25 protein-coding genes are annotated in these 24,422 nt (G+C 57.9%); 14 read left to right on the top strand and 11 right to left on the bottom strand.

The window, feature by feature from the left end; translation table 11 throughout:
- Positions 1–29 precede the first annotated feature (29 nt).
- The 3 genes from hslU to C8N43_RS12590 are packed head-to-tail and all read left to right on the top strand — an operon-like array spanning position 30 to position 3,670.
- Positions 30–1,337: an ATP-dependent protease ATPase subunit HslU gene (gene hslU / locus C8N43_RS12580; protein ID WP_107845929.1), complete on the top strand. Its 1,308-nt coding sequence runs from the start codon at positions 30–32 to the stop codon at positions 1,335–1,337.
- 3 nt (positions 1,338–1,340) lie between these two features.
- Positions 1,341–2,426, top strand: coding sequence for an alpha/beta hydrolase (locus C8N43_RS12585; RefSeq protein ID WP_107845930.1), 1,086 nt, complete (start codon positions 1,341–1,343; stop codon positions 2,424–2,426).
- Positions 2,426–3,670 carry an MFS transporter gene (locus C8N43_RS12590; RefSeq protein WP_107845931.1) on the top strand — a complete coding sequence of 415 codons (1,245 nt, stop codon included), beginning with the start codon at positions 2,426–2,428 and terminating at the stop codon, positions 3,668–3,670. The genes C8N43_RS12585 and C8N43_RS12590 overlap by 1 nt, the downstream gene beginning before the upstream one ends.
- Here the strand turns inward: C8N43_RS12590 and C8N43_RS12595 are convergent.
- The 3 genes from C8N43_RS12595 to C8N43_RS12605 are packed head-to-tail and all read right to left on the bottom strand — an operon-like array spanning position 3,632 to position 5,911.
- Positions 3,632–4,222, bottom strand: coding sequence for a Smr/MutS family protein (locus C8N43_RS12595; protein WP_107845932.1), 591 nt, complete (start codon positions 4,220–4,222; stop codon positions 3,632–3,634). The genes C8N43_RS12590 and C8N43_RS12595 overlap by 39 nt on opposite strands.
- 1 nt (position 4,223) lies before the next feature.
- Entirely contained in the window at positions 4,224–5,213 is a 990-nt protein-coding gene (mltA, locus tag C8N43_RS12600; protein ID WP_245912990.1) for a murein transglycosylase A, read from the bottom strand.
- Positions 5,214–5,254: 41 nt separating this feature from the next.
- Positions 5,255–5,911, bottom strand: a complete 657-nt coding sequence (locus C8N43_RS12605) for a Tim44/TimA family putative adaptor protein (protein WP_107845934.1) — start codon at positions 5,909–5,911, stop codon at positions 5,255–5,257.
- Positions 5,912–6,032: 121 nt separating this feature from the next.
- Between C8N43_RS12605 and C8N43_RS12610 the strand changes: the two genes are divergently transcribed.
- Positions 6,033–6,518 carry an FxsA family protein gene (locus C8N43_RS12610; RefSeq protein ID WP_107845935.1) on the top strand — a complete coding sequence of 162 codons (486 nt, stop codon included), beginning with the start codon at positions 6,033–6,035 and terminating at the stop codon, positions 6,516–6,518.
- Positions 6,519–6,585: 67 nt separating this feature from the next.
- Complete coding sequence (gene secB, locus C8N43_RS12615) at positions 6,586–7,086, top strand: protein-export chaperone SecB (protein ID WP_107845936.1); 501 nt, start codon at positions 6,586–6,588, stop codon at positions 7,084–7,086.
- Here secB and dnaQ read toward each other — a convergent pair.
- From dnaQ to C8N43_RS12635, 4 genes are read right to left on the bottom strand one after another with little or no spacing between them, the layout of a single operon-like run.
- Complete coding sequence (gene dnaQ, locus C8N43_RS12620) at positions 7,083–7,772, bottom strand: DNA polymerase III subunit epsilon (protein ID WP_107845937.1); 690 nt, start codon at positions 7,770–7,772, stop codon at positions 7,083–7,085. The genes secB and dnaQ overlap by 4 nt on opposite strands.
- Positions 7,765–8,355 carry a dephospho-CoA kinase gene (coaE, locus tag C8N43_RS12625; protein WP_107845938.1) on the bottom strand — a complete coding sequence of 197 codons (591 nt, stop codon included), beginning with the start codon at positions 8,353–8,355 and terminating at the stop codon, positions 7,765–7,767. Before coaE ends, dnaQ begins: the two co-directional genes overlap by 8 nt.
- The gene (locus C8N43_RS12630; RefSeq protein WP_107845939.1) at positions 8,352–9,185 is read right to left on the bottom strand and encodes a shikimate dehydrogenase; all 834 of its coding nucleotides are present in this window, start codon (positions 9,183–9,185) and stop codon (positions 8,352–8,354) included. The genes coaE and C8N43_RS12630 overlap by 4 nt, the downstream gene beginning before the upstream one ends.
- Positions 9,182–9,781: a Maf family protein gene (locus tag C8N43_RS12635; RefSeq protein ID WP_107845940.1), complete on the bottom strand. Its 600-nt coding sequence runs from the start codon at positions 9,779–9,781 to the stop codon at positions 9,182–9,184. Before C8N43_RS12635 ends, C8N43_RS12630 begins: the two co-directional genes overlap by 4 nt.
- Positions 9,782–10,176: 395 nt before the next feature.
- Between C8N43_RS12635 and hemJ the strand changes: the two genes are divergently transcribed.
- The 7 genes from hemJ (at position 10,177) to C8N43_RS12670 (ending at position 17,542) form a co-directional block, all read left to right on the top strand.
- Positions 10,177–10,629: a protoporphyrinogen oxidase HemJ gene (gene hemJ, locus C8N43_RS12640; protein WP_107845941.1), complete on the top strand. Its 453-nt coding sequence runs from the start codon at positions 10,177–10,179 to the stop codon at positions 10,627–10,629.
- Positions 10,630–10,757: 128 nt separating this feature from the next.
- Positions 10,758–12,029, top strand: a complete 1,272-nt coding sequence (gene rho / locus C8N43_RS12645) for a transcription termination factor Rho (RefSeq protein WP_107845942.1) — start codon at positions 10,758–10,760, stop codon at positions 12,027–12,029.
- A 31-nt stretch (positions 12,030–12,060) separates the two neighbouring features.
- On the top strand, positions 12,061–13,341 hold the full coding sequence (mnmE, locus tag C8N43_RS12650; RefSeq protein ID WP_107845943.1) for a tRNA uridine-5-carboxymethylaminomethyl(34) synthesis GTPase MnmE: 1,281 nt from the start codon (positions 12,061–12,063) through the stop codon (positions 13,339–13,341).
- Between the two features lie 2 nt (positions 13,342–13,343).
- On the top strand, positions 13,344–15,218 hold the full coding sequence (gene mnmG, locus C8N43_RS12655; RefSeq protein ID WP_107845944.1) for a tRNA uridine-5-carboxymethylaminomethyl(34) synthesis enzyme MnmG: 1,875 nt from the start codon (positions 13,344–13,346) through the stop codon (positions 15,216–15,218).
- Positions 15,218–15,844, top strand: coding sequence for a 16S rRNA (guanine(527)-N(7))-methyltransferase RsmG (rsmG, locus tag C8N43_RS12660; RefSeq protein WP_107845945.1), 627 nt, complete (start codon positions 15,218–15,220; stop codon positions 15,842–15,844). Before mnmG ends, rsmG begins: the two co-directional genes overlap by 1 nt.
- Positions 15,845–16,645 (top strand): ParA family protein, encoded by an 801-nt coding sequence (locus C8N43_RS12665; protein WP_107845946.1) that lies wholly within the window; start codon positions 15,845–15,847, stop codon positions 16,643–16,645.
- Positions 16,646–17,542 carry a ParB/RepB/Spo0J family partition protein gene (locus C8N43_RS12670; protein ID WP_107845947.1) on the top strand — a complete coding sequence of 299 codons (897 nt, stop codon included), beginning with the start codon at positions 16,646–16,648 and terminating at the stop codon, positions 17,540–17,542.
- Here C8N43_RS12670 and hemW read toward each other — a convergent pair.
- From hemW to rph, 3 genes are read right to left on the bottom strand one after another with little or no spacing between them, the layout of a single operon-like run.
- Complete coding sequence (gene hemW, locus C8N43_RS12675; RefSeq protein ID WP_107845948.1) at positions 17,539–18,699, bottom strand: radical SAM family heme chaperone HemW; 1,161 nt, start codon at positions 18,697–18,699, stop codon at positions 17,539–17,541. The genes C8N43_RS12670 and hemW overlap by 4 nt on opposite strands.
- Entirely contained in the window at positions 18,689–19,297 is a 609-nt protein-coding gene (gene rdgB, locus C8N43_RS12680) for an RdgB/HAM1 family non-canonical purine NTP pyrophosphatase (RefSeq protein WP_107845949.1), read from the bottom strand. The genes hemW and rdgB overlap by 11 nt, the downstream gene beginning before the upstream one ends.
- Positions 19,298–19,300: 3 nt before the next feature.
- Positions 19,301–20,014 (bottom strand): ribonuclease PH, encoded by a 714-nt coding sequence (gene rph, locus C8N43_RS12685; protein ID WP_107845950.1) that lies wholly within the window; start codon positions 20,012–20,014, stop codon positions 19,301–19,303.
- Between the two features lie 96 nt (positions 20,015–20,110).
- On the opposite strand from rph, the gene hrcA reads away from it, so the two are divergent.
- Complete coding sequence (hrcA, locus tag C8N43_RS12690; protein WP_107845951.1) at positions 20,111–21,172, top strand: heat-inducible transcriptional repressor HrcA; 1,062 nt, start codon at positions 20,111–20,113, stop codon at positions 21,170–21,172.
- Between the two features lie 9 nt (positions 21,173–21,181).
- Positions 21,182–21,736: a nucleotide exchange factor GrpE gene (locus C8N43_RS12695; protein ID WP_107845952.1), complete on the top strand. Its 555-nt coding sequence runs from the start codon at positions 21,182–21,184 to the stop codon at positions 21,734–21,736.
- Here C8N43_RS12695 and mutS read toward each other — a convergent pair.
- The gene (gene mutS / locus C8N43_RS12700; protein WP_107846356.1) at positions 21,722–24,337 is read right to left on the bottom strand and encodes a DNA mismatch repair protein MutS; all 2,616 of its coding nucleotides are present in this window, start codon (positions 24,335–24,337) and stop codon (positions 21,722–21,724) included. The genes C8N43_RS12695 and mutS overlap by 15 nt on opposite strands.
- Between the last annotated feature and the right edge of the window lie 85 nt (positions 24,338–24,422).

Here is a 24,422-nt window from a genome sequence, read left to right on the forward strand (position 1 = left end):
GGCCGCCAACTGCAAGAGGACCTTTCCCCGTGACAGACCTGACCCCCCGCGAAATCGTGTCGGAATTGGACCGATTCATCATCGGCCAAAAGGACGCCAAGCGGGCGGTGGCCGTGGCCCTGCGCAACCGCTGGCGGCGCAAACAGCTCGGCGATGATCTGCGCGATGAGGTCTATCCCAAGAACATCCTGATGATCGGCCCCACCGGGGTCGGCAAGACCGAGATTTCACGCCGACTGGCGAAACTGGCGCGCGCACCGTTTCTGAAGGTCGAGGCCACGAAGTTCACAGAAGTGGGCTATGTCGGACGCGATGTGGAGCAGATCGTGCGCGATCTCGTAGATGCGGCCATCATCATGGTGCGCGAGACTATGCGCGAGGACGTCAAGGCCTCGGCCCATGAAGCCGCGGAATCGCGTGTGATTGAGGCACTGGCAGGCGAGGGCGCGCGCGAGCAAACCCGCGACATGTTCCGCAAAAAACTGCGTGACGGTGTGCTGGATGACAAGGAAATCGAGCTGGAGTTGGTCGATACCTCGAACCCGTTTGGCGCGATGGAAATCCCGGGTCAGCCTAATATGGGCGGTGCGGGCATGATGAACCTGGGCGAGCTGTTTGGCAAAATGGGCGGACGCACAAAGCGGGTGAAGACGACCGTGAAGGACAGTTACGATCTGCTGATCGCGGATGAGGCGGACAAGCTGCTGGATGATGAGCAGATCAAATTGGCCGCCATCGAGGCGGTTGAGCAGAATGGGATCGTGTTTCTGGATGAGATCGACAAGGTCTGTGCGCGCAGCGATGCCCGGGGCGCAGATGTCAGCCGCGAGGGCGTGCAGCGCGACTTGCTTCCACTGATCGAAGGCACAACCGTGTCGACCAAGCACGGGCCGGTGAAGACCGATCATGTGCTGTTCATCGCCTCAGGCGCGTTTCACATTGCCAAGCCCTCTGACCTGCTACCAGAGTTGCAAGGCCGTCTGCCGATCCGGGTCGAGCTGCGGGCACTGACCGAAGAAGATTTTGTGCGCATCCTGACCGAAACCGACAATGCGCTGACGCTGCAATATACCGCTTTGATGGGAACTGAAGAGGTCACAGTTCGCTTTGAAAGCGACGGCATCGACGCGCTCGCCAAAATTGCGGCGGACGTCAACAGATCGGTAGAGAATATCGGCGCGCGCAGGCTATATACCGTCATGGAGCGAGTCTTCGAGGAGCTGAGCTTTTCGGCCCCGGACCGCGCTGGCGAGGAGATCGTGGTGAACGCTGATTTCGTTGAAACCAACCTGGGCGAGCTGAGCCGGTCCTCCGACCTCAGCCGTTACGTGCTCTAACCCATGTGGCGGCTGGCCGTCCTTTGTCTCTTGGTCCTTGCGGGTTGCAGCTTTCGCGGCGATCTGGCACGCGTCCCGGCGGGCCTTGAAGCCTCCCCAAACACACGCAGCATCTTCTTTTCGACGACGCGGGAAACCGACGAGTTGCCGTTTGGCACCGATCGCCGTCGCGGGCTGACCTATGGCGTGGCCGACGTGTCGATTCCGCCTATTCACGAGCCGGGCCAGATCGAATGGCCGCGTGGCGAGCCCGACCCCGCGAAACACTTCCTCTTGGCCCGCACTGACGCGTTCGATGGCGAGCGGGAGCTGATCGCGCAGATCAACGCGGCGCTGGTCGGACGCAAACCCGGCAACAGAGAGGTTGCGATCTTCGTTCACGGGTTCAACACGCGCTTTGGCGACGGGCTCTACCGTATGGCGCAGATGAGTTACGATCTGGATATCCCCGGCATCGCGATGCACTACTCGTGGCCGTCCGCCGGAAATCCGCTAAACTACGCCTATGACCGAGACAGTGCCCTGTTTGCCCGTGAAGGCCTGCGCCGCACGGTTGAGGCGGTCGCGAAATCCAATGCGTCTTCAGTCCTGCTCGTGGCGCATTCCCTTGGCAGCATGGTCACGATGGAGACGATCCGCGAGCTGCGGCTGAGCAGGAAGGAAAACGTCCTGCGCCGCATCGGTGGCGTGATCCTGATGTCGCCAGACCTTGATCTGGACGTGTTCCGCTCGCAGGCGGATCAGATCGGCAAGCTGCCTCAACCCTTCATCATCTTCTCGTCGCGCCGGGATCGAGCGTTGCGTCTGGTCGAACGGCTGACGGGAGAAACCAAGCGTCTGGGCAAACTGGAAGACGTCGCCGAGATTGCTGAGTACGAGCTGACCTACATTGATATCACCGCGTTCAGCGAGGGCGGAACGAACCACTTTGCCACCGCGAAATCGCCCGCATTGCTGAAGGTTTTGTCACGGGTCGAGGATCTCGAAACATCGCTATCTGCGGATGGCGGCCAAACAGGCTTGCTGCCCGGAACCGTCCTGACTGTTCGAAACACGACCGCCCTGATCCTGTCGCCCGCCGGACTTTGATGGAGACCCTGCGCTTCGTCCGCGACAATGCCAGATGGCTCGCGGCGGGGTTTCTACTAACCCTCAGCTCGAGCTATGGGCAAACCTTCTTCATCTCGATCTTCGCCGGTGAAATTCAGGCCGAATTCTCACTATCCAACGCGGCCTGGGGCGGGATCTATATGCTGGGCACATTGGGATCCGCGGTCGTCATGATTTGGGCCGGGGTCCTGACCGACCTATTCCGCGTGCGCACGATCGGCAGCATCGTCTTGGTGCTACTGGCAGCCGCTTGCATCGCTACGGCGCTGGTTCCTTCGGTCTTTTGGCTTGTGCCAATGATCTTCTTCCTCCGCCTCTTTGGCCAAGGCATGGCAAGCCATGTCGCAGCCGTCGGAATGGCGCGCTGGTATGTGGCCACACGCGGGCGCGCCTTATCCATTGCGGCCTTGGGGTTTGGCGTCGGACAGGCTTTGCTGCCACTGATCTTCGTCGTCTTGATGGGCTATATCGGCTGGCGCTGGTCATGGGTTGTCGCGGCCATTCTGGCCTTGGTCGCGGCACCGATTGTGCTGATCCTCCTGCAGGAAGAGCGGACGCCCAAGTCCGTCGCAACCGAAAATCAATCCGCGGGAATGGGCAATCGCCACTGGACCCGCACCGAGGTTTTGCGCACGCCGCTCTATTGGTTGATCCTGCCGGTGATGCTGGGGCCACCTGCCTTTGGGACGGCATTCTTCTTCCTTCAGGTCCATCTGGCTGAGGTGAAAGGGTGGTCCCATCTGGAGATGGTGGGTCTTTTCCCGATCTACACGGTGGTCACGACCGGCTTCATGCTGCTGTCTGGCTTTGCAATCGATCGCTTCGGCACAGGCAAGATGATCGCGATCTACACCCTGCCCCTAGCGCTGGGTTTCGTGATCTTCTCGCTGACATCGTCATTGCTGGGCGGAGCTGTCGGGATCGCCCTGTTCGCCGTAAGCTCCGGCATGCAGGCCACCGTGCCGCCCGCCTTTTGGGCCGAATTCTTTGGCACGCGCCATCTTGGCTCGATCAAGGCGCTGGCGGCAGCCGTCATGGTCTTTGGCTCGGCAATTGGGCCGGGATTGGCGGGGCTGCTTCTGGATATGGGGATCAGTTTTCCAACCCAGATGCTTTGGGTGGCGGGCTATATGGTGGTCGCGACCGTGTTGGCTGTCATCGGGGTGCAGCGTGCGGTCAGCACGCTACCGCGCACGGCGAAGATAGACGTAGTAGGCACCTGAGCCGCCGTGTTTCTGACTGGCCTCAGCGACCTGCAGGATCAAAGGCTTTAGCGGATGCTGCTGGAACCATTGCGGCACCTGATGGCGCAACACACCAAGGCGAGTCGGGATCGGGCCACCGTCATCGCGCGCCTTGCCTTTCCCCGTGATCACGAGAACAAGCCGCTTGCCCGCGGCATGGGCATCCAAGATGAAGCGATTTAGAGCGGGATGCGCCTGATCCAGCGTCATTCCGTGTAGATCAATCCGACCCTCGGGCGACAGACGTCCCTGTTTCAGGCGGGTGAACGCCTTTTTGTCCATTGCCACCGGAGCTTTGCCGATTTGCGTCTCGAGGCTCGGCGCGAGGTTGTGTTTGGCGGGTTTCGGCGCGGCTTGTGCGCCTAACCGGAACGACTTGATCGAGCGCGGTGAGGCCGGTTCGGGAATCGCGGTTTTGGCCGGAATAGTGTCTTGTTTGGGCGAGCGGACAGGCATCGGGATCGCGGTTTCAGTCACGCGCGCCCAGAGTTCCTGCTCTTCGGGTTTGAGGGTCCGTCTGCGCCGCGACATCTCAGCCGCCGGAAACAAGGGTGTAGGCGGTCTGGATCGGCATCAGCACCACAAGCCGTCCGCGATCCTTGATACGGCCCGCCTGGCGACCGGCCTGATCACCCGTGCCGTAGAAGATATCTGCCCGCTGCGCGCCCTTGATCGCCGACCCGGTGTCCTGCGCAATCATCAAGCGGTTGAGCGGCGTCGCGCCGCCCTTCTCGATCCAAACGGGCGCACCAAGCGTAGTGAACGCGGGATCAACAGCAATCGAGCGCATCGTGGTGATCGAGCGGTTCATCGCCCCCAGCGGTCCCTTGTGGGATGGCACTTCGGATACTTCGCGGAAAAAAACATAAGACGCATTGTGACGCAGTAGCTCTGCCCCTTCGATCGGGTTGCGTTGCACCCAGCGCCGGATCACCTGCGCAGAGACCTGATGCGGCTCATAGACACCCCGCCGGATCAGTTCTTGCCCGATGGAGCTGTATTCGTGGCCGTTCTTGCCCCCGTATCCGACCCGCATTGCTCCACCTTCGGCGAGCTTTACGCGACCGGAGCCCTGGACCTGCAGAAAGAACTTGTCGACCGGGTTGTCGAGCCAGACCAGCTCGAGCCCGCGACCTTCAAGCGCGCGGGTTTGCTCGATCTCACGGCGAGATAGCCAGCGCTGTCCATTCGTGACCTCGGGTGGTTTGCGGTGCAACGGGTACTGGTACGGCCCGCCACGCTGGCGAGAGCCGCGCAACTCCGGCTCGAAATACCCGGTAAACAGTGCCTGTTCATCGCCGTTGATCAGCACCGGGCGAAAAAACAGCTCGAAATACGCTTTCGCGCTGGGCTGACTCGTCGCCAGGGCGCAAAGCGTGGCCCATTCCGGGTCTTTGATGTCGGGGCACGTGTCCTGAAAGACGGTAAGCGCGGCTTGATGATCGTCGGTTTCCCAACCGTCGAGATCGTCGAATTTCAAGATTTCGTAGGTGGGGGCGGCCTTGGCCTCGGGCGTTGCCATCACAACCCCCAGCGCAAATGCCGCTGCCCACCGGACATGCCTCATTCCCCGGTGGCGACCAGCTGCCAGTTGGGATCGTCGGAGCCCATGATGCGCGCGAAGGTCCAGATATCTTTCTGGCGTTTGATTGCATTCGGATCGCCTTCGACCACGTCACCGGCCGCGTCGCGCACGACGGATGTCAGCTCACCAACAAAGCGGACTTTCAGCTCGCCTTCCTTCGTGTCCTTGTCGAATTCCGCGTCGAGCAGCGTCATCTCGCGCACGCCCACGAAATTGGCCTGAACAAGAAGGCCCTCTTTCTCGCGCTGCTCGATCACCGATTCAAACGCCTCCAGAACATCGCCCGACAGGAACGGTTCGACCTCGTCCAGCTCGCCCAGCTCGAACGCCATCAGGATCATCTCGTAGGCGCCGCGGGCACCGCCAAGAAATTCGGTCACGTTGAAATCGGGATCGACGCGCTTCATCTCGGCCAGCGCCTTGGCTGCGTCGCTGTCTGCATCCACGTGGTCCGTGATGTCCAGATCTGCGCCACCTTCTATCACTTCGAACTTTTCGCGGGCCTTTTCGGCCGGGCTGGTTTGCGCGGGAACAGGAAGGGGGGGCTTCTCGAATCCCTCACGGGTCCCAAGCACAGACTTGAGCTTCAGAATGAGAAAGACGGCGATGCCCGCCAGGACGAGAAGTTCGATCATTTATACGCCTATAAGAGCCTGTCGATGCCGATGGATTGGCAAATTTCGTGTTCGTTCCCTATGTAGGTTGTAGGGGGGCACAAGTCCACCTGACCCTAAGTTCAACAAACAGGCATTTGCCATGTGGCTCTTTCTGCTCTTCGTCTCGATCCCGATCATCGAGATCGCGCTGTTCATTCAAGTGGGCGGAGCAATCGGCCTTTGGCCAACTCTGGCAATTGTGATTGTGACCGCATTTCTCGGAACAGTCCTTGTGCGGGCGCAGGGGCTTTCGGCGATCAATCAGATCAAGTCGAACCTGAACGAGTTTCGCGACCCGACCGAATCGCTCGCCCATGGCGCGATGATTCTGGCCTCCGGTCTGCTATTGCTGACGCCTGGGTTCTTTACTGACGGTGTTGGCTTCGCGCTGCTGATCCCGCCCGTACGCCTGGCCTTGTTTCACTGGATCCGCAAGCGTGTGAAGGTGAAGAGCTTTGTGCAAACCGACTATCGCCGCGAACCGGCGCGCCCGCGCGACACGGTCATCGACGGCGAGTATTCAGAGGTCGACGACAGCACCCCGCGGCCGACGCATCAGCCACCTTCGGGCTGGACCCGTCATTAGTTGAAAAATAATTCTCACCTGATACTCAGGCGCAAACGCATAGACACTTTTCAAGGAGTAGCCTGATATGGCCGAAGAGAACGGCGCGGCAGCCGCCACCCCCGCGCAACCCCGGATGCAAGTCCTCGCTCAGTTTATCAAGGACATGTCGTTCGAGAATATCGCCGCGCAAAAGGGCCTCGGTGAAGGCGATCAGACGCCGGATATTCAGGTTCAGGTGAACCTGGACGCGCGCAAGCGCACGAACGAGAACCAGTATGATGTGACCACAAAGCTAGAGGTCAACGCGAAGACCAAATCTGACGGCAAGCCGATCTTCCTGATGGAGCTTGAGTATACCGGCGTTTTCCTAGTCGAAAATGTTCCGGACGAGCAGTTGCACCCGTTCCTGATGATCGAATGCCCGCGCATGCTGTTCCCGTTCCTGCGCCGTATCGTCTCTGACGTGACCCGCGACGGTGGCTTTCCGCCGCTCAACCTCGAGACGATTGATTTCCTGGCGCTCTACCGCAACGAGCTGGCCCGCCGCGCGCAGGCCGAGGGCAAGACACCGACCGCCGACGCCTAGGTCGCCGACTTCCACAAAGCAGCGTCGCCCATCTTGTCCACGAAGGCCTGATGGGCCGCGCGTTCTTCTTCCGTGATCTTTGGAGCAAGCGGCTCGGGTCGCGGCATCGGCCTCCAGACATCATTTGATGCCATGGACGTTGTGCCGCCACTCTCCGACAGGTCCATTCCGGGTTGCCGACCACCGATCAGCTCCAGATACACCTCCGCCAGAATTTCACTGTCGAGCAATGCGCCGTGCTTTTCCCGCGCGGAATTGTCGACGCCGAAGCGGCGGCACAAAGCGTCCAGAGACGCCGGTGAGCCGGGAAATCGTTTGCGTGCGATCGCGAGCGTGTCGAGCGCCTGATCATTCGGCAGCAGCGGAAAGTTGGCCCAGCCAAGCTCCGCATTCAGGAACTTCATATCGAAGGCCGCATTATGGATGACCAGTTTCGCGTCACCGACGAAGTCCAGGAATGCCCGGCCGATGTCCTTGAACTTCGGCTTGTCGCGAAGAAACTCATCGCCCAGACCGTGAACCTCGAACGCGCCTTGCGGCATGGATCGTTCCGGGTTGATATATTGGTGATACGTCCGCCCGGTTGGCATGTGGTTATGCAATTCTACTGCGCCGATCTCAACGATGCGGTCGCCTTCCGACGGCTCAAATCCGGTGGTTTCAGTATCTAGGACGATCTCACGCATTTTGGCCCCTCAGCTTCTCGACCAAAGATGTCACGGCGGCGCGGGTCGCTTCAAGTTCCAATGTCTCGATCACATGGTCGGCCCGGCGGCGTTTTTCGGCATCTGGGACTTGCTTGGCCAGGATCGTATTGAACATGTCTTCACTCATGGAGCCCCGCTCCAGAACACGTGCGCGCTGTATTTCAGCTGGGGCAGACACGACGAGGATCGCATCAACCTGATCCTCGGCTTTCGTTTCGAAGAGCAATGGAATGTCGAAGACGACCAGGGGTGCATCGATATTCTCTGCAGTGAACTGTTCCCTGCTGTCCCGAACGAGCGGGTGAACAATCGTCTCAATCTTCGCAAGCATGTTCGGATCAGCGGATATCGCGGTTTTCATCGCTGCGCGATCCGCAGCGCCATCTGTCACGAAGTCAGGGTTTAGCCGCTTGAGTGCAGGAATGGCCGCGCCGCCTTTCTCATATAGCCGGGCGACGGTCGCGTCCGCGTCCCAAACCGGGACACCCAGATCGCGAAACATCTGCGCAGTCGTGGATTTTCCCATCCCGATCGAGCCGGTCAGACCCAGCTTGAACGTCATGTCAAAAGGGCGCGGCGCAGCTCCGCGTCGACTTTCGGGACCTGCCCGAACCACCGCTCGAACCCCGGGGTCGCTTGATGAAGCAACATGCCAAGGCCGTCCACAGTCGGACACCCGATCACACGGGCCGCTGCAAGCAAAGGCGTAACCAACGGCGTATAGACAATGTCAGTGACAAGGGTTTTCGGCGTCAGCCGTTCGAGATTGAGTTTCAATTCTTCCTTGCCTGACATGCCCAACGCGGTCGTGTTTACCAGCGTACCGATCTCGTCGAGATGGGACGCGGCCTGGGTCCAGTCCACAACCGTGATCTTGCCGCCGAAATGCGCCTTCAACGCATCCGCCCGCGCGCGGGTCCGATTGGACAGAAAGATCTCTGGTACCTTCTCATGCAACAGTGCGGCGACGATTGCCCGGGCTGCGCCCCCTGCCCCAAGCACAAGCGCTGGGCCGGATTTTGGCGCCCAGTCTGGTGCTTCTTGCTTCAGATTGGCCGTAAACCCGTAGCCATCGGTGTTATCGGCGTGCAGTTTTCCGTCGCTTTGGAAGGTCAGCGTGTTCGCAGCACCGATCAAGGCAGCGCGGTCCGAGATCACGTCCGCCATATCCAGCACGGCCTCTTTGTGTGGGATCGTCACATTGATACCGCGGAATCCCATTTTCGGCAGGTTGTTCAGCACATGAGGAAGGTCGACGCTGGACACTTCCATCGGAATGTAATGCCCATTGATGCCATAGCGCTTGAGCCAGTGCCCATGCAGTTGTGGTGACTTACTCTGGTTAATGGGTTGCCCGATGACGCCCGCCAAGGGAATGCGTTGGGTGTTCATCCGTCGATGGCTCCTGACAGGGTGAGATATCCTAGCACCTCTAATAGCGGCAGGCCTAACACGGTGAAATAGTCGCCATTCACACGAGCAAAAAGTCGCGCGCCTTCGGCTTCCAGCTGGTATCCGCCAACGCAGTGCTGGATTTCGTCCCAGTTTCGCGCCACGTAATCCTCAATAAAGTCAGCACCAAGCGTCCGCATTGTCAGGCGTACCTGCCCAACCGTGCGCCACACCGGCTTTGCATCCTCATAGATCACTGCGGCCGAAAGAAGCCGGTGGGTCTTGCCCGACATCGCGGTCAATTGAGCAACGGCTTCCTCCTGCGATTTCGGCTTCGACAGAAGCTGGCGCTCGAACTCAAGGACTTGGTCCGCCCCAATCACGATGGCGTCCGGGGTTTTATCCGCAACCCGACGGGCCTTGAATTCGGCAAGCGTGTCGCCAATATCACGGGGACTCGCGTCTTCGGCTATGAGCGACGCCTTGATCGCATCTTCATCTATGCGAGCCACGATCGAGGTGAATGACACCCCGGCGTTTCGCAGCATTGTCTGGCGCGCGGTAGACCCTGAGGCCAAGATAATCGGACGAGGCATGGGGATAACTCTGAGGGAAACCTTAGGGACATATATTGTGGTTAGGTTGGCTTATCCACCTACAATGGAGCTGATCGAGTTTTCGTGCACAGAGTTAATAAAAGGTTAGCGGGTTTATCCCGTGTGGGCGATGGGATTCAGCCATGTGAATGGATGAGTTAACTCCAAGACAGCCAAATATTTATGCACAGATTCTTCACCCTCTTCCTATTAATTAAGTATCTGAAAAATATAACATAAACACGCATGTAAGAAATCCGGGGGTAAGTCTTCCACCGATGCTCGCACGCTTGGGGACGGAAATTTGATCCCCGTTATCCACCGTACCTACCAACAACATCATCTTTTCTTTCTTCTTTATTTATTTAAGAAGGAAGGCCGAGAGTGAGACACGCATGACCGACCTTCTGGCAATTTTGTATCCGTGGACGAAGAGCTTGCATGTGATCTCCGTGATCGCATGGATGGCTGGTTTGTTCTATTTGCCAAGACTGTTTGTGCATCACACGGAGCGAGTCACTGTGGGATCCGAGACGGACCAGTTGTTTCAGATGATGGAGATGAAGCTGCTGCGCTTGATCATGAACCCGGCGATGATCGCCACATGGGTATTTGGTCTTTGCCTTGTCTTCACTCCGGGGATCGTTGACTGGTCCGACGCTTGGCCTTGGCTCAAGGCTGGTGCCGTGCTGGCGATGACGTGGTTTCATCATTGGCTTGGACTGCGGCGCAAGGAATTTGTCGCGGGCGCGAATACCCGGCCTGGTCGCACCTACCGGCTGATGAACGAGGTGCCGACCGTCCTGATGATCGTGATCGTCGTGATGGTGATTGCCCGGCCGCTTTGATCTCGATTGACTCGCAGGGGGTCTGACTGTTAGGCCCAACCACACGCGGCCGTCCGGTCGTTGTGACCCCCGAATTCTACATTCCTGCTGCGGCCCCTGATGCCGCCTGATCTATTGGATGATCCTGCATGTCTGACGACAAACTGAATCTCGCTGACCTCAAGAAGAATAGCCCGGCCGAACTGGTCGCGATGGCCGAGGAGCTGGAGATCGAAAACGCATCGACGATGCGCAAGGGCGATATCATGTTCGCCATTCTCAAAGAGCGTGCCGAAGAGGGCTGGGAAATTTCGGGCGACGGCGTGCTTGAAGTTCTGCAGGACGGCTTCGGCTTCCTGCGCTCGCCGGAGGCGAACTACCTGCCCGGCCCCGATGATATCTATGTCTCGCCGGAGATGATCCGGAAATTCTCTCTGCGGACCGGTGATACTGTCGAAGGTGTGATGAGCGCACCGGGTGAGAACGAGCGTTATTTCGCGATTACCTCGGTCACTCAGATCAACTTTGAGGAACCTGAAAAGGCGCGCCACAAGGTGTCCTTTGATAACCTGACACCGCTCTACCCGGACGAGCGTCTGACGATGGAGCTGAAGGATCCGACGGTCAAAGACCGCTCTGCGCGGATCATCGACCTTGTGGCGCCGATCGGTAAAGGTCAACGCTCCCTGATCGTCGCCCCGCCGCGCACCGGTAAGACCGTGCTGCTGCAGAACATCGCCAAGTCGATCGAAGAGAACCATCCCGAATGCTATCTGATCGTGCTGCTCATCGACGAGCGCCCGGAAGAGGTGACCGACATGCAGCGCTCTGTGAAGGGCGAGGTCGTGTCCTCGACCTTTGACGAGCCTGCCACGCGCCACGTGGGTGTCTCAGAGATGGTGATCGAGAAGGCCAAGCGCTTGGTCGAACACAAGCGCGACGTCGTGATTTTGCTAGACTCGATCACGCGACTGGGCCGCGCGTTCAACACGGTTGTTCCGTCCTCGGGCAAGGTTCTGACCGGTGGTGTGGATGCAAACGCGTTGCAGCGTCCCAAGCGCTTTTTCGGGGCGGCACGGAACATCGAAGAAGGTGGCTCCCTGACAATCATCGCGACTGCGCTGATCGACACCGGGTCGCGGATGGACGAGGTGATCTTCGAGGAATTCAAAGGTACCGGTAACTCCGAGATTGTCCTGGACCGCAAGGTCGCCGATAAGCGCGTCTTCCCGGCCATGGATATTCTTAAATCAGGCACGCGGAAGGAAGAGCTGCTGGTTGACAAGAACGACCTTCAGAAAACCTTCGTTCTGCGCCGTATTCTGAACCCGATGGGGACTACTGATGCCATCGAGTTCCTGATCGGCAAGTTGAAGCAAACCAAATCTAATTCTGATTTCTTCGACTCCATGAACACCTGATTTCTGTTTAAAAACAGAAGGTTAATTGAAAATGGATACGATTTTCGCACTGGCAACGGCGCGAGGCAAAGCGGGCGTTGCCATCGTGCGCGTTTCGGGTCCTAGCGCGTTTGAGACGGCGCGGCAGCTTGCCCGGATAGAGCCCCAACCACGAACGTCTGCCCTTGCGCTCCTCAAGGACGGGGACGGTGTGCTACTTGATCAAGCGCTTGTTCTTTCTTTTGCCGCGGGTGCGAGCTTCACTGGCGAGGATGTGGTCGAATTTCACCTCCATGGCAGCCCGGCAATTGTGGCGGCGGTGTTGGCATATCTCGCAGACATTGGTGGATGCCGCCTGGCGGAACCCGGTGAGTTTACGCGTCGCGCATTGGAGAACGGGTGCCTTGATTTGGCGCAGGTTGAAGGTCTTGCCGATCTGATTGACGCCGAAACTGAGGCGCAGCGTCGCCAGGCAGTTCGCGTTTTCAACGGGGCTTTGGGCGCCAAGGCTGATGAATGGCGAGCTGATTTGATCCGGGCCGCGGCCCTGCTGGAAGCCACAATCGATTTCGCCGATGAAGACGTACCCGTGGATGTTACGCCCGAAGTGACCACTCTGATCGAGCGCGTTGCTGCTGGTCTGAATGAGCAGGCCGCGGGCGTGAGGATGGCCGAACGCATTCGGGATGGGTTTGAGATTGCCATTGTTGGACGACCGAACGTGGGTAAGTCGACGCTGCTGAACGCATTGGCGGGGCGCGAGGCCGCCATCACCTCATCGATTGCAGGCACGACCCGGGACGTGATCGAAGTGCGGATGGACCTCAAAGGGCTACCGGTGACTATTCTGGATACCGCTGGCCTCCGTTCCACCCAAGATGAGGTTGAGCGGATTGGTGTTGATCGCGCGATTGCACGCGCTCGGGACGCCGATCTACGTGTATTTCTCACAGACGAAACGGGTAGACCTGATCTGATGACACCGTCGGATGGCGATATCGTCATACGTGGCAAGGCCGATCTCGGTGGACAAGGTGTGTCTGGGTTAACTGGTATGGGTGTCTCAGAGCTTTTGGATCAAGCCTATCAAGTGCTTGCCGAGCGGGCGTCCAATGCTGGTCTGGCCATTCGGGAGCGGCATCGAATTGCGCTGATCAAGGCATCGGATGCCTTGACGAATTGCGCAGCAGAACTCAGCTACGGTATGGATCGCGCAGAAGTCGCAGCGGAAGAACTGCGGATCGCTGTTCGGGCTCTTGAAAGTATGATAGGCCGCGTGGATGTCGAATCCGTGCTGGATGAGATTTTCGCGAGCTTTTGTCTGGGCAAGTAGGAGTGTTTCACGTGAAACATTCAGATTTTGATGTTGTTGTTATTGGCGGCGGCCACGCCGGCACTGAGGCTGCGCATGCTGCGGCTAGAACAGGTGCGCGTACAGGCTTGATCACACAGAAGGCCGATACCATCGGCGTCATGTCTTGTAATCCAGCAATTGGTGGGCTCGGAAAAGGCCACCTCGTGCGCGAAATCGATGCCTTGGACGGTATCATGGGCCTTGCAGCGGACGCGGCGGGTATACAATTTCGCCTCCTTAATCGGAGGAAAGGCCCTGCGGTACAGGGTCCAAGGGCGCAGGCTGATCGCGATCTTTACAAATCTGCTGTTCAGAATCTGATCAATTCGCAAGAAAATCTCTCGGTCCTTGAGGCGCAGGTCGATGATCTCATGATGGAGGGCTCGACCGTCGTGGGCGTGATTCTGTCCGATGGATCGGAAATTCGTGCCCGTGCGTTTGTTTTGACGACAGGCACATTCTTGCGTGGTGTCATCCACATTGGTGATGTATCGAGGCCCGGCGGACGCATCGGCGATGCGCCAGTCATCAAGTTGGCAGAGCGCATAGATGGGTTCGGTCTAAAAATGGGCCGATTGAAGACCGGCACCCCTCCCCGCCTGGACACGCGCACGATCGATTGGGCGCAGCTCGAAATGCAACCGGGCGATGATATTCCGACGCTCTTCTCGTTTCTCTCCAATACGCCGCAAGCCAAGCAAATCTCCTGCGGGATCACGCATACGAACGAGAAAACGCACGATCTGATCCGGTCAAACCTTGAAAAGTCGGCGATGTATGGCGGTCATATTGATGGGGTTGGACCGCGATACTGCCCATCCATTGAGGACAAAGTTGTTCGGTTTGCTGAGAAAACCTCTCATCAGGTGTTCTTGGAGCCGGAGGGCCTAGACAGTAATGCGGTATATCCCAACGGTATTTCGACGTCTCTTCCGGTGGACGTACAAGAAGCTTATGTCGCCTCAATTGCCGGGCTTGAGGGTGCCAAGATCCTTCAACCTGGTTATGCGATTGAGTACGACTACGTCGATCCGCGGTCACTAAAACAAACCTTGGAGCTCCGCGACGTAGGCGGTCTTTTCTTGGCCGGACAGATTAACGGCACAACGGGGTACGAAGAAGCCGGCGCACAAGGATTGATGGCAGGTGTGAATGCTGCTCTGTCCACTCGGCACGCTGACCCGTTCGTTCTGGACCGCTCTGATGCTTACATCGGCGTCATGATTGATGACTTAGTCACGCGCGGGGTTCAGGAGCCCTACCGGATGTTCACGTCTCGGGCGGAATTTCGAATGTCCCTGCGCGCGGATAATGCCGACCAACGCCTTACGGCGCTTGGCACAAAGATTGGGTGCGTTGGTTTAGATCGCGCTAAGGTTTTCAGCCGGAAGCTTGACGCTCTCCAGAAAATGCGAAGCGTGCTGTCTGCGGTTCGGGTTTCCCCTCAGGAAGCTGAGCAGGCTGGGATTGAGGTCAAAAAGGACGGAAAGCGGCGCAGTGGTCTAGAGCTTCTGTCTCTTCCTAATGTTTCAGTAGCGGATTTGAGCGAGCTTTTTGAACTACCTTCTGATTTCGATTGCGAGGTTATCGCTCAGGTCGAGCGGGATGCTCTTTACTCAAGCTATATTGAGCGGCAGCGGCAAGATGCCGAAGCTCTGCGCAGAGATGCGTCTACTGTTATTCCCGCAGATCTGGATTTTGATGCTCTAAGCGGTTTGTCCAATGAACTTCGAGGCAAGCTTGAACTTGCACGCCCGGAAAACCTTGCACAAGCGGCCAAGATTGACGGAATCACGCCTGCAGCACTCACCCTTATTCTTGCGCATATCAAGAAAACCCTGTCGAAAGCGTCGTGATGCCTGACGGATTGGAGCGCTTCCGGGCGTGTTTCGATGTTTCACGTGAAACATTGAAACGCCTAGAGCAGTACGAGGCGTTGATTCGAAAGTGGTCGAGATCAATAAATTTAGTCTCAAAGCCTACGCTTCAAGAAGTGTGGGACCGCCATTTCATGGATTCTGCACAAGTTTTCATGCACGTCGGGAGCGAGAATGTAATCGCCGATCTGGGGTCCGGAGGAGGATTTCCTGGCGTGGTCTTGGCCATAATGGCAAAGGACAGCCGCCCCGAGATACGAATTGTCTTGGTAGAATCCGACGCTCGGAAATCCGCCTTTCTTTTGACAGCTGTCAGAGAGTTAGGTTTGAACGTAGAAGTCAGAACAGATCGGATCGAGATGACGCCGGCGCTCCAAGCAGATCTCATAACAGCACGGGCCTTGGCCAGCCTCGACCAGCTTTGTGGTTTTGCCCATCATCATCTAAACGAATCCGGTCGCGCGCTATTTTTAAAGGGCGCTCGCTATCAACAAGAGGTGGACTTGGCCCAAGCAAAATGGGATTTTGACCTCACGATTCATCCGAGCATCACCAATAGCGACGCCGCGCTGCTGGAACTCCAAAATTTGAGGCCAAAGAGCTAAATGGACGCGAAGCGACCACGAATTATCTCCATTGCAAACCAGAAAGGCGGCGTCGGAAAAACGACGACGACGATCAATCTTGGTGCTGCGCTGGCCGCTCAGGGCTTAAATGTTGCTCTCATTGATTTGGACCCACAGGGCAATGCCTCCACCGGGCTTGGGATCGAGCAATCCGACCGCGAGCTGACCACGTATGACCTTTTGCTTCAGGACACACCCCTGTCAGACGTTTTAAGAGAGACAGAAGTGCCGGGGTTGAAAATATCGCCCGCCACAACGGATTTAAGCTCAGCTGATCTGGAAATGGTCACAAGCGCGCGCCGCATATTTCTGATGAAGGACGCCCTCGCCGCTTCCAATACTGAAAACCTGGACCTCGACTATATCCTCATCGACTGTCCTCCATCGCTTAATTTGCTGACGCTGAACGCGATGGTGGCATCGGACTCGGTCTTGGTACCACTGCAAGCTGAGTTCTTTGCGCTGGAAGGATTATCGCAGCTTATGCTGTCCGTTCGTGAAATCCGCGAGACGGCAAATTCCAAGCTACGATTAGAAGGTGTTGTGTTGACTATGTATGACAAACGCAACAACTTGTGTCATCACGTAGAAATGGATGTTCGCGAAAACCTACGGGACCTGGTGTTCAAGACGATGATTCCGCGCAATGTTAGGCTGAGCGAGGCGCCATCTTACGGGCTTCCGGTCATTAACTATGATCCCGTATCTCAAGGGGCCGTTGCGTACAAAGCTTTGGCGAACGAGATCCAATCGCGTCATAAAATAGAAGGGCAAGTATAAATGGCGGAGAAGCGCGAAAAGCGAGGGTTGGGCCGCGGCTTGTCCGCACTTATGGCCGATATCGAAACCCCCAAGGACGTAGAAACACCGGCACGAGGTGAGGCAGAAAATCGGGTTCCGATCGAAAGGGTCGATCCGAATCCGGATCAGCCGCGCCGCGATTTCGATAGCGATGATTTGAACGATCTCGCCGCGTCGATACGCGAGAAAGGGATCATTCAGCCGCTGATTGTGCGCCCGCACCCCAAGGATCGTGGCCGCTTCCAGATCGTGGCGGGTGAGCGGCGTTGGCGGGCCGCCCAGCTTGCCAAAGTGCATGAAGTCCCGGTCGTCGTCCGCGAGATGGACGATACCGAAGTTCTGGAAATCGCGATTATCGAGAACATTCAGCGTGCAGACCTCAACCCCGTTGAAGAAGCGCTTGGCTTCCGGCAGCTGCAAGACCGGTTCGGGCATACGCAGGAACAACTTGCCACAGCCTTGGGGAAAAGCCGCAGTCACATCGCGAACCTGATGCGTTTGCTCAATCTGCCCGAGGACGTGCTGATGCTCTTGCGGGAGGGCAAACTGTCCAGCGGTCATGCACGTGCGCTTATCACGTCCGTGGACCCGAGCGGCCTTGCCAGACAGGTCGTGAAGCAAGGTTTGTCTGTGCGCGACACCGAACGCTTGGCGAAGAAGGGCAAGCCCGATGCAACAGCGAAGGGTCCCAAGACTGGGGCCGCGAAAAAAGATGCTGATACCTTGGCGCTGGAGGGCGACCTTTCAGCAACGCTCCGGATGCCCGTGCAGATTAACCATGACTCCGGCAAAGAGAGCGGCGGTGTCACGATCAAATACGCAAATTTCGAGCAGCTAGACGAGATATGTCGCCGCTTGGCAGCAGTTCAGGGTTAACGCGCCAGCTCAGCAAGAATAGCGTTCAGGAGGATTCGGGATTTCGGCGGAACGACAAGAGTGTCCTTGGTCCTGATAAGACGGTTTTGATCGATTAAGTTGCTGATTTTATTATCAGAAACTAAATAACGATCGAGCGCGCGAAGGTGCACCAGATCACACCCTTCTTTCAGCCTTAATGACATGAGCAAGTATTCGAGCGCCTGTTCTTCGTTTGACAAGACCTCGACCTTGCCGTCACCAGAGCCAGTGTTTTCAACCTGCTCCAGCCATTTTCCGGGCGCCAAAGGAGTTTCGGTCGCGCATCGTTTACCCTCGATCTCAATACGACCATGGGCGCCGGGTCCGATCCCGGCATAATCACCGCCGCGCCAATAAATCAGGTTGTGTTGTGACTCCTGACCTTCGCGGGCATGATTGGACACCTCGTAACCACTGAAACCAGCGGTTTCGGTTAGCTCTTGGGTTAATTCATACATATCGGCGGACGTGTCATCCGACGGAAGCCCACCAAGCTTGCCGCGGGAGAAGCGGTCGCCAAACGCTGTGCCATCCTCGATGGTCAGCTGGTAGAGCGAAAGGTGGTCGACCGCCATTTCCATCGCGTCCGACAGTTCCGAATGCCAGTCCGCGAGTGTTTGATCCTGACGCGCGTAGATCAGGTCGAAGCTCACACGAGGAAAGGTTGATCGTGCAATTTCGAAGGCGCTCTTCGCCTCATCCACACTGTGCAGCCTGCCTAACGCTTTCAAATCGCGATTGTTCAGGGCCTGAATGCCCATGGACACACGGTTCACGCCGCCATCGCGATAGCCGATGAACCGACCTGCCTCCACCGAGGTTGGATTAGCTTCTAGCGTGATCTCGAGCTCGTTCCGACACCGCCAATTTCGTTTGATCCGCTCGATCATCGATGCGACCAAATCCGGATCCATCAAGGACGGCGTGCCCCCGCCGAAAAATACCGAGCTGACGACGCAATCCTTGGTTAACTCGGACATTCGATCGAGTTCCAACAGGTAAGCACGTTTCCAGCGGCTTTGGTCTATATTCGCCGTGACATGGCTGTTGAAGTCGCAATACGGGCATTTGGCTTGGCAGAACGGCCAGTGGATATAGATCCCGAAACCGCCACGTTGCCAGTTCTTAACGCTCAAACGCTTTCACCAGTTTGGAAAATGCGTCGGCTCGGTGGCTGATCTTGTTCTTTTCCCAACGATCCATCTCGCCGAACGTCATGTCATAGCCGTTGGGCTTGAAGATCGGGTCATAGCCATGCCCTTGGTTGCCACGCATCGGCCAGACAATCTCGCCTTCCATCGTGCCCGGAAAGACGTCGTCATGCCCGTCGGGCCAAGCCAGAACGAGCGTACAACAGAACCGTGCGGTCCAGGGCGCATTCGCCTTAGTCTTCAGGATTTCCTCGTAGGTCTTGGTCATCGCCATCTTGAAATCGCGACCGCTGTCAGTCTCTGCCCAGTCTGCCGTATAGACGCCGGGCGCGCCGTCGAGGCAGTCGATTTCAATACCGCTGTCATCAGACAGGGCGGGCAAGCCCGTTGCTTTCGCAGCGGCATGGGCCTTGATCCGGGCATTTCCGACGAAGGTGGTCTCCGTCTCTTCAGGCTCTGGCAGGTTATGTTCCGCGGCTGATGTCGTTCTGATCCCAAAAGGCTCTAACAAGGCAGAAATCTCTTCCAGCTTGCCTTTGTTGTGGGTCGCCACGAGGACGGTATCGCCGGAGAATTTCCGCATGAATCAGCCGTCCACCGCAGCTTTTTGGGCAGATGCCAGCTCTGCGACGCCCTTCTCGGCCAGATCCATCAAGTGACCCAGCTCATCACGGCTGAAGGTGGCACCTTCTGCCGATCCTTGAACCTCAATCAGACCAAGGCGTCCGGTCATCACGAAATTGGCGTCTGTTCCAGCATCGCTGTCTTCCGGGTAATCGAGATCGAGCACCGGCTGACCCGCATAGATACCGCAACTGACGGCGGCCACATGATCTGTCAGGGGGTCGGTGACGATATCGCCAGCCTTCATCAATGCGTTGACCGCAAGGCGCAAAGCGACCCACCCGCCGGTGATGGACGCACAACGCGTGCCTCCATCCGCCTGGATCACGTCACAGTCGACAGTGATTTGTCGCTCACCCAGAGCGACGCGATCCACGCCGGCCCGCAAGGCGCGGCCAATCAAGCGCTGGATTTCCTGTGTGCGACCCGATTGGCCCCGTTTCGCTTCGCGGTTCATGCGTGTGTGCGTTGCGCGTGGCAGCATCCCGTATTCAGCAGTCACCCAGCCAAGGCCAGAATTGCGCAGGAATGGCGGCACGCGCTCGTCAACGGAAGCGGTGCACAGCACATGGGTGTCGCCACATTTGATCATGCAGGACCCCTCCGCATGGCGGGTAATCCCGGTCTCGATCGTGATGGGGCGCATTTCGTCAAGCTGGCGGCCAGAGGGGCGCATGGCGTGTCTCCTGTTGCAACGCGGTCAGTTACCCTTGTGAACCGGGGTCTTGCAAGCCACATTACAAAGTGACCGTGCAAAGCTGACAGAGAGAAAATGGATCAGGAAAACCTACTGTCTCAAATGAATGATCGCTCGCGTGAGGTCTTTCAGCAGATCGTGGAATCCTACCTTTTGACGGGTGATCCGGTTGGCTCCCGCAGTCTGACCCGCACTCTGAGCGAAAAGGTCAGTGCCGCGACTGTGCGCAACGTTATGCAGGACCTTGAATATCTCGGCCTGCTGGATAGCCCCCATGTCTCTGCCGGGCGCATTCCAACCCAAGCGGGGTTGCGGATGTTCGTGGACGGGCTGTTAGAAGTCGGTGACGTGACGCCGGAAGATCGTGAGACACTCGAATCCACGATGGGCAGTAATGACCGCGAGGTGTCCGGCATGTTGGACAGGATCGGGTCTGCGTTGTCCGGGGTGACCCAGGGCGCGAGCCTTGTCTTGGCCCCCAAGCAAGAGGCGCCGATCAAGCATATCGAATTCGTCAGTCTTGCCGCCGACCGCGCGCTTGTCGTGCTGGTTTTCGCCGATGGTCAGGTGGAAAACCGCGTCTTCACGCCGCCCATAGGTCAGACTCCGTCGTCAATGCGGGAAGCAGCCAACTTCCTGAACTCAATCGCCGTCGGCCTGACCATTTCAGAGCTCCGCACGCGTATCACACACGAAATCAAAACACATCGGCAAGAGATCGACGTTCTAGCGCAAGACCTGGTGGCCGCCGGTTTCGCCGTTTGGGAAAACGAAGGTACGCAGTCCGAGCGTTTGATCGTACGCGGGCGTTCGAATCTCTTGGGCGAAACCGAGGATGTCGAGACGCTCGACCGCGTGCGTGCGTTGTTCGATGACCTGGAACGCAAGCGCGATATCGCAGAATTTCTGGAGCTGACCGACGAAGGCGAAGGTGTGCGCATTTTTATTGGCTCAGAGAACAAACTCTTCTCACTTTCGGGTTCCTCTTTGGTGGTGTCTCCCTATATGAACTCTGATCGAAAGATCATCGGCGCGGTTGGCGTGATCGGTCCGACGCGTCTGAATTACGGACGCATCGTTCCGATCGTCAACTACACCGCGCAGATGGTCGGCAAACTGATTTCGGACGGTGGGTAGAGGTTACCAATGGCTGATACGAACAAGGAAGATGATTTCCAGACAGACCATCTCGAGGCGATGGCAGAAGAGACTGTGGACATCACGGAAGGCGCCGATGACGAGATGGCCGCTCTGATCGAAGAGCGTGATCTCTTGAAGGACCGGTTACTGCGCGCCCTCGCTGATATTGAGAACACACGCAAGCGCGGCGAGCGGGATCGTCGCGAGGCCGAAAATTACGGCGGCTCCAAACTCGCCAAGGATATGCTGCCGGTCTACGACAATCTGCGCCGCGCCATCGACTCTGCCGATGAGGCGCAGCGAGAGGCAGCCAAGGCCGTCTTCGAGGGTGTTGAGCTGACCCTGCGCGAGCTGATCCACGTTTTCGGCAAGCATAAAATCGAGCCTATTGCGCCTGAAGTCGGCGAAAAATTCGATCCTCAACTGCATCAGGCGATGTTTGAGGCTCCGATGCCCGACACCAAGGCCGGCGACATCATCCAAGTGATGTCTGAAGGCTTCCTGCTGCATGATCGCCTGCTGCGGCCTGCTCAGGTTGGGGTGTCCTCAACTCCCAGTTAAGTCCTTTAGCTCGTAGAGTAACTGTAGTGCATCCCTCGGCGTTAACTCGTCGGGGGATATGTCTTTCAAACGCTCCTCAACGGTTGAATTTTTTGCGGGTGCGGCGGGCGGGGGCGCGGCAGAGAATAGCGGCAGATCGTCGATCAGTGCCTTTTGACGGGTGCCCCCTTCCCTTTCCCCGGCCTCAAGTTGTTCCAACACCAGCCGAGCGCGATCAATCACCGACGCCGGCAGGCCTGCGAGTTTTGCGACTTGGACGCCGTAGGACCGATCCGCCGCGCCACGCCGCACCTCGTGCAGGAAGATCACATCGCCGTCCCACTCCTTGACGGCGACGGTCGCATTCTCGACGCCGTCCAGTTTTCCGGCCAGCGCGGTCAGCTCGTGGTAATGCGTCGCAAACAGGGCGCGGCAGGTATTTGTCGCATGCAGATGCTCAAGGGTTGCCCAAGCGATCGACAAGCCATCGTAGGTGGCAGTCCCGCGGCCGATCTCGTCCAAAATGACCAGAGCGCGCTCATCCGCTTGGTTCAGAATGGCCGCAGTTTCGACCATCTCGACCATGAAGGTCGAGCGGCCCCGGGCCAGATCATCAGATGCCCCTACGCGACTGAAAAGCTGCGAAATCAGTCCGATATGCGCCTCGCTTGCAGGCACAAAAGACCCTAATTGGGCCAAAAGCGCGATTATCGCGTTCTGGCGAAGGAAGGTCGATTTACCAGCCATGTTCGGCCCGGTGAGAAGCCAGACGCTTGCGGCGGCCTCTTTTGCGCTCAGATCGCAGCTGTTTGCGACGAAAGACGACCCCTGGTCTCGCAAGGCCTTTTCGACGACCGGGTGCCGTCCATCCTTGATGTCGAACGCGCGGCTCTCGTCGATCTTCGGACGCACCCAATCGTCCGAAACCGCTAAGTCGGCGAGCCCCGCAAAGACATCCAGTTCAGCCAAAGCGGCGGCGGCGGCGAATAGTTCTGCGCTGCGTTCGAGAACCTGCGCTTTGATATCAGCGAAGATTCGAAGCTCGATTTCGGTCGCCCGCCCGCCTGCGTTCAGGATTTTGGTCTCCATCTCTGACAGCTCGACCGTCGTGAATCGGATCGCATTGGCGGTCGTCTGTCGATGGATGAAGTGATCCGAAAGAGGTGCGGCCAGCATCTTTTCCGCGTGGGAGGCCGTAGTCTCGATGAAGTAACCCAACACGTTGTTGTGCTTGATCTTCAGCGAATTGATTTCGGTCTGCGCGGCATATTTCGCCTGAAGCTCCGCAATCACCTTTCGACCGTCGTCACGCAGTCGCCGCATCTCGTCGAGTTCGGCATCATAGCCCGGGGCAACAAACCCGCCATCCCGCGCTAAGAGTGGAGGTTCTGCGACCAGCGTATTTTCCAGCAGCTCAAGCGTGACGTCATGCCCGCTCATCGCGGTGGCGGCGTTCGCAATAGCTTCGGGCGTAGAGTCGGAAGATAGTGTTTCGTGCAATGTTAGACACTGTTCAATCCCCGATCGCAGCGCCACAAGGTCTCGTGGTCCGCCGCGATCCAACGCGAGACGGGACAGCGCGCGATCCATATCCGGGACTCTGCGCAGGGCGTCCCTAAGGCCTTCGCGAAGCGTGCCTTTCTCCACAAGACACGCGACGGCATCAAGGCGTCGCGTCAACTCAGAAAGCTCTGTCGAAGGGCTGCCAAGTTTTTGTCCCAGAAGCCGCGCACCGCCAGCTGTCAGCGTCCGATCAATGGTCGCCAGCAAGGAGCCCTTTCGCGTCCCGCTCAGTGTTTCCGTCAGCTCCAGATTTCGCCGGGTCGCCGCGTCTATTTGCACAACGCGGCTGGCCTTTTCACGCACCGGGGGCCGTACCAGCGGCAGCCGGCCCTTCTGAGTGATATCGAGATACTCGATCAGGGCGCCAAGCGCAGCGATCTCTGATCGCCCGAACGTGCCGAATGCATCCAGCGTGTTGACGGAAAAGAGACTAAACAGACGCTTTTCGCCGCTTGCGCTGTCAAAACTGCCCTTCGCCATCGGCGTGATGGCGGAGCCGCTTTCTTCAACTAACTCGCCCAGATCATCGAATATACTTTCGGACACCAGGACTTCGCTCGGCGCGAGACGAGACAGCTCGGGCGACAGCCGAACACGCGGACAGGGCGACACCCGCAGCTCTCCGGTCGAGATGTCGATCCAGGCCAGGGCTCCGTCGCCGCGGATATCTGCATAAGCTGCGAGAAAATTGTTGCGGCGCGGCTCCAGCAGCGAGTCTTCGGTCAAAGTGCCCGGGGTCACCAACCGCACAACATCTCGCTTCACCACGGATTTGGAGCCGCGCTTTTTCGCCTCTGTCGGGCTTTCCAGCTGTTCGCCAACCGCAACGCGGAACCCCTTGCGGATGAGTGTCAGAAGATAGTTTTCGGCTGAATGTACCGGGACGCCGCACATGGGAATGTCTTCGCCCAGATGCTTGCCGCGTTTAGTGAGTGCGATATCCAGTGCCTCTGCCGCGGCCACGGCATCGTCGAAGAACAGCTCGTAAAAGTCGCCCATCCGGTAGAACAGCAACGCGTCCGGATACTGGGCTTTGATCTCCAGAAATTGCGCCATCATCGGCGTGACGGATGCATTCGCGACGTTCAAAGTTTCACCCCCCGGTGGATTGCCGCGATTCTACTGGTCCACCGCCGGAGGCGAA

It is taken from the genome of Litoreibacter ponti, assembly GCF_003054285.1.
Lineage (GTDB): Bacteria > Pseudomonadota > Alphaproteobacteria > Rhodobacterales > Rhodobacteraceae > Litoreibacter > Litoreibacter ponti.

Coding starts and splice junctions, on each gene's coding strand:
- C8N43_RS12695 (WP_107845952.1), top strand. CDS start 21,182: ATGGCTGATACGAACAAGGAAGATGATTTCCAGACAGACCATCTCGAG.
- C8N43_RS12595 (WP_107845932.1), bottom strand. CDS start 4,222: ATGTCGCGGCGCAGACGGACCCTCAAACCCGAAGAGCAGGAACTCTGG.
- rdgB (WP_107845949.1), bottom strand. CDS start 19,297: ATGCGGAAATTCTCCGGCGATACCGTCCTCGTGGCGACCCACAACAAA.
- C8N43_RS12585 (WP_107845930.1), top strand. CDS start 1,341: ATGTGGCGGCTGGCCGTCCTTTGTCTCTTGGTCCTTGCGGGTTGCAGC.
- C8N43_RS12605 (WP_107845934.1), bottom strand. CDS start 5,911: ATGATCGAACTTCTCGTCCTGGCGGGCATCGCCGTCTTTCTCATTCTG.
- mutS (WP_107846356.1), bottom strand. CDS start 24,337: ATGATGGCGCAATTTCTGGAGATCAAAGCCCAGTATCCGGACGCGTTG.
- C8N43_RS12610 (WP_107845935.1), top strand. CDS start 6,033: ATGTGGCTCTTTCTGCTCTTCGTCTCGATCCCGATCATCGAGATCGCG.
- rph (WP_107845950.1), bottom strand. CDS start 20,014: ATGCGCCCCTCTGGCCGCCAGCTTGACGAAATGCGCCCCATCACGATC.
- secB (WP_107845936.1), top strand. CDS start 6,586: ATGGCCGAAGAGAACGGCGCGGCAGCCGCCACCCCCGCGCAACCCCGG.
- mltA (WP_245912990.1), bottom strand. CDS start 5,213: ATGGCAACGCCCGAGGCCAAGGCCGCCCCCACCTACGAAATCTTGAAA.
- C8N43_RS12670 (WP_107845947.1), top strand. CDS start 16,646: ATGGCGGAGAAGCGCGAAAAGCGAGGGTTGGGCCGCGGCTTGTCCGCA.
- coaE (WP_107845938.1), bottom strand. CDS start 8,355: ATGACGTTCAAGCTGGGTCTGACCGGCTCGATCGGGATGGGAAAATCC.
- dnaQ (WP_107845937.1), bottom strand. CDS start 7,772: ATGCGTGAGATCGTCCTAGATACTGAAACCACCGGATTTGAGCCGTCG.
- C8N43_RS12590 (WP_107845931.1), top strand. CDS start 2,426: ATGGAGACCCTGCGCTTCGTCCGCGACAATGCCAGATGGCTCGCGGCG.
- C8N43_RS12635 (WP_107845940.1), bottom strand. CDS start 9,781: ATGCCTCGTCCGATTATCTTGGCCTCAGGGTCTACCGCGCGCCAGACA.
- rho (WP_107845942.1), top strand. CDS start 10,758: ATGTCTGACGACAAACTGAATCTCGCTGACCTCAAGAAGAATAGCCCG.
- rsmG (WP_107845945.1), top strand. CDS start 15,218: ATGCCTGACGGATTGGAGCGCTTCCGGGCGTGTTTCGATGTTTCACGT.
- hemJ (WP_107845941.1), top strand. CDS start 10,177: ATGACCGACCTTCTGGCAATTTTGTATCCGTGGACGAAGAGCTTGCAT.
- hrcA (WP_107845951.1), top strand. CDS start 20,111: ATGGATCAGGAAAACCTACTGTCTCAAATGAATGATCGCTCGCGTGAG.
- C8N43_RS12630 (WP_107845939.1), bottom strand. CDS start 9,185: ATGAACACCCAACGCATTCCCTTGGCGGGCGTCATCGGGCAACCCATT.
- mnmE (WP_107845943.1), top strand. CDS start 12,061: ATGGATACGATTTTCGCACTGGCAACGGCGCGAGGCAAAGCGGGCGTT.
- C8N43_RS12665 (WP_107845946.1), top strand. CDS start 15,845: ATGGACGCGAAGCGACCACGAATTATCTCCATTGCAAACCAGAAAGGC.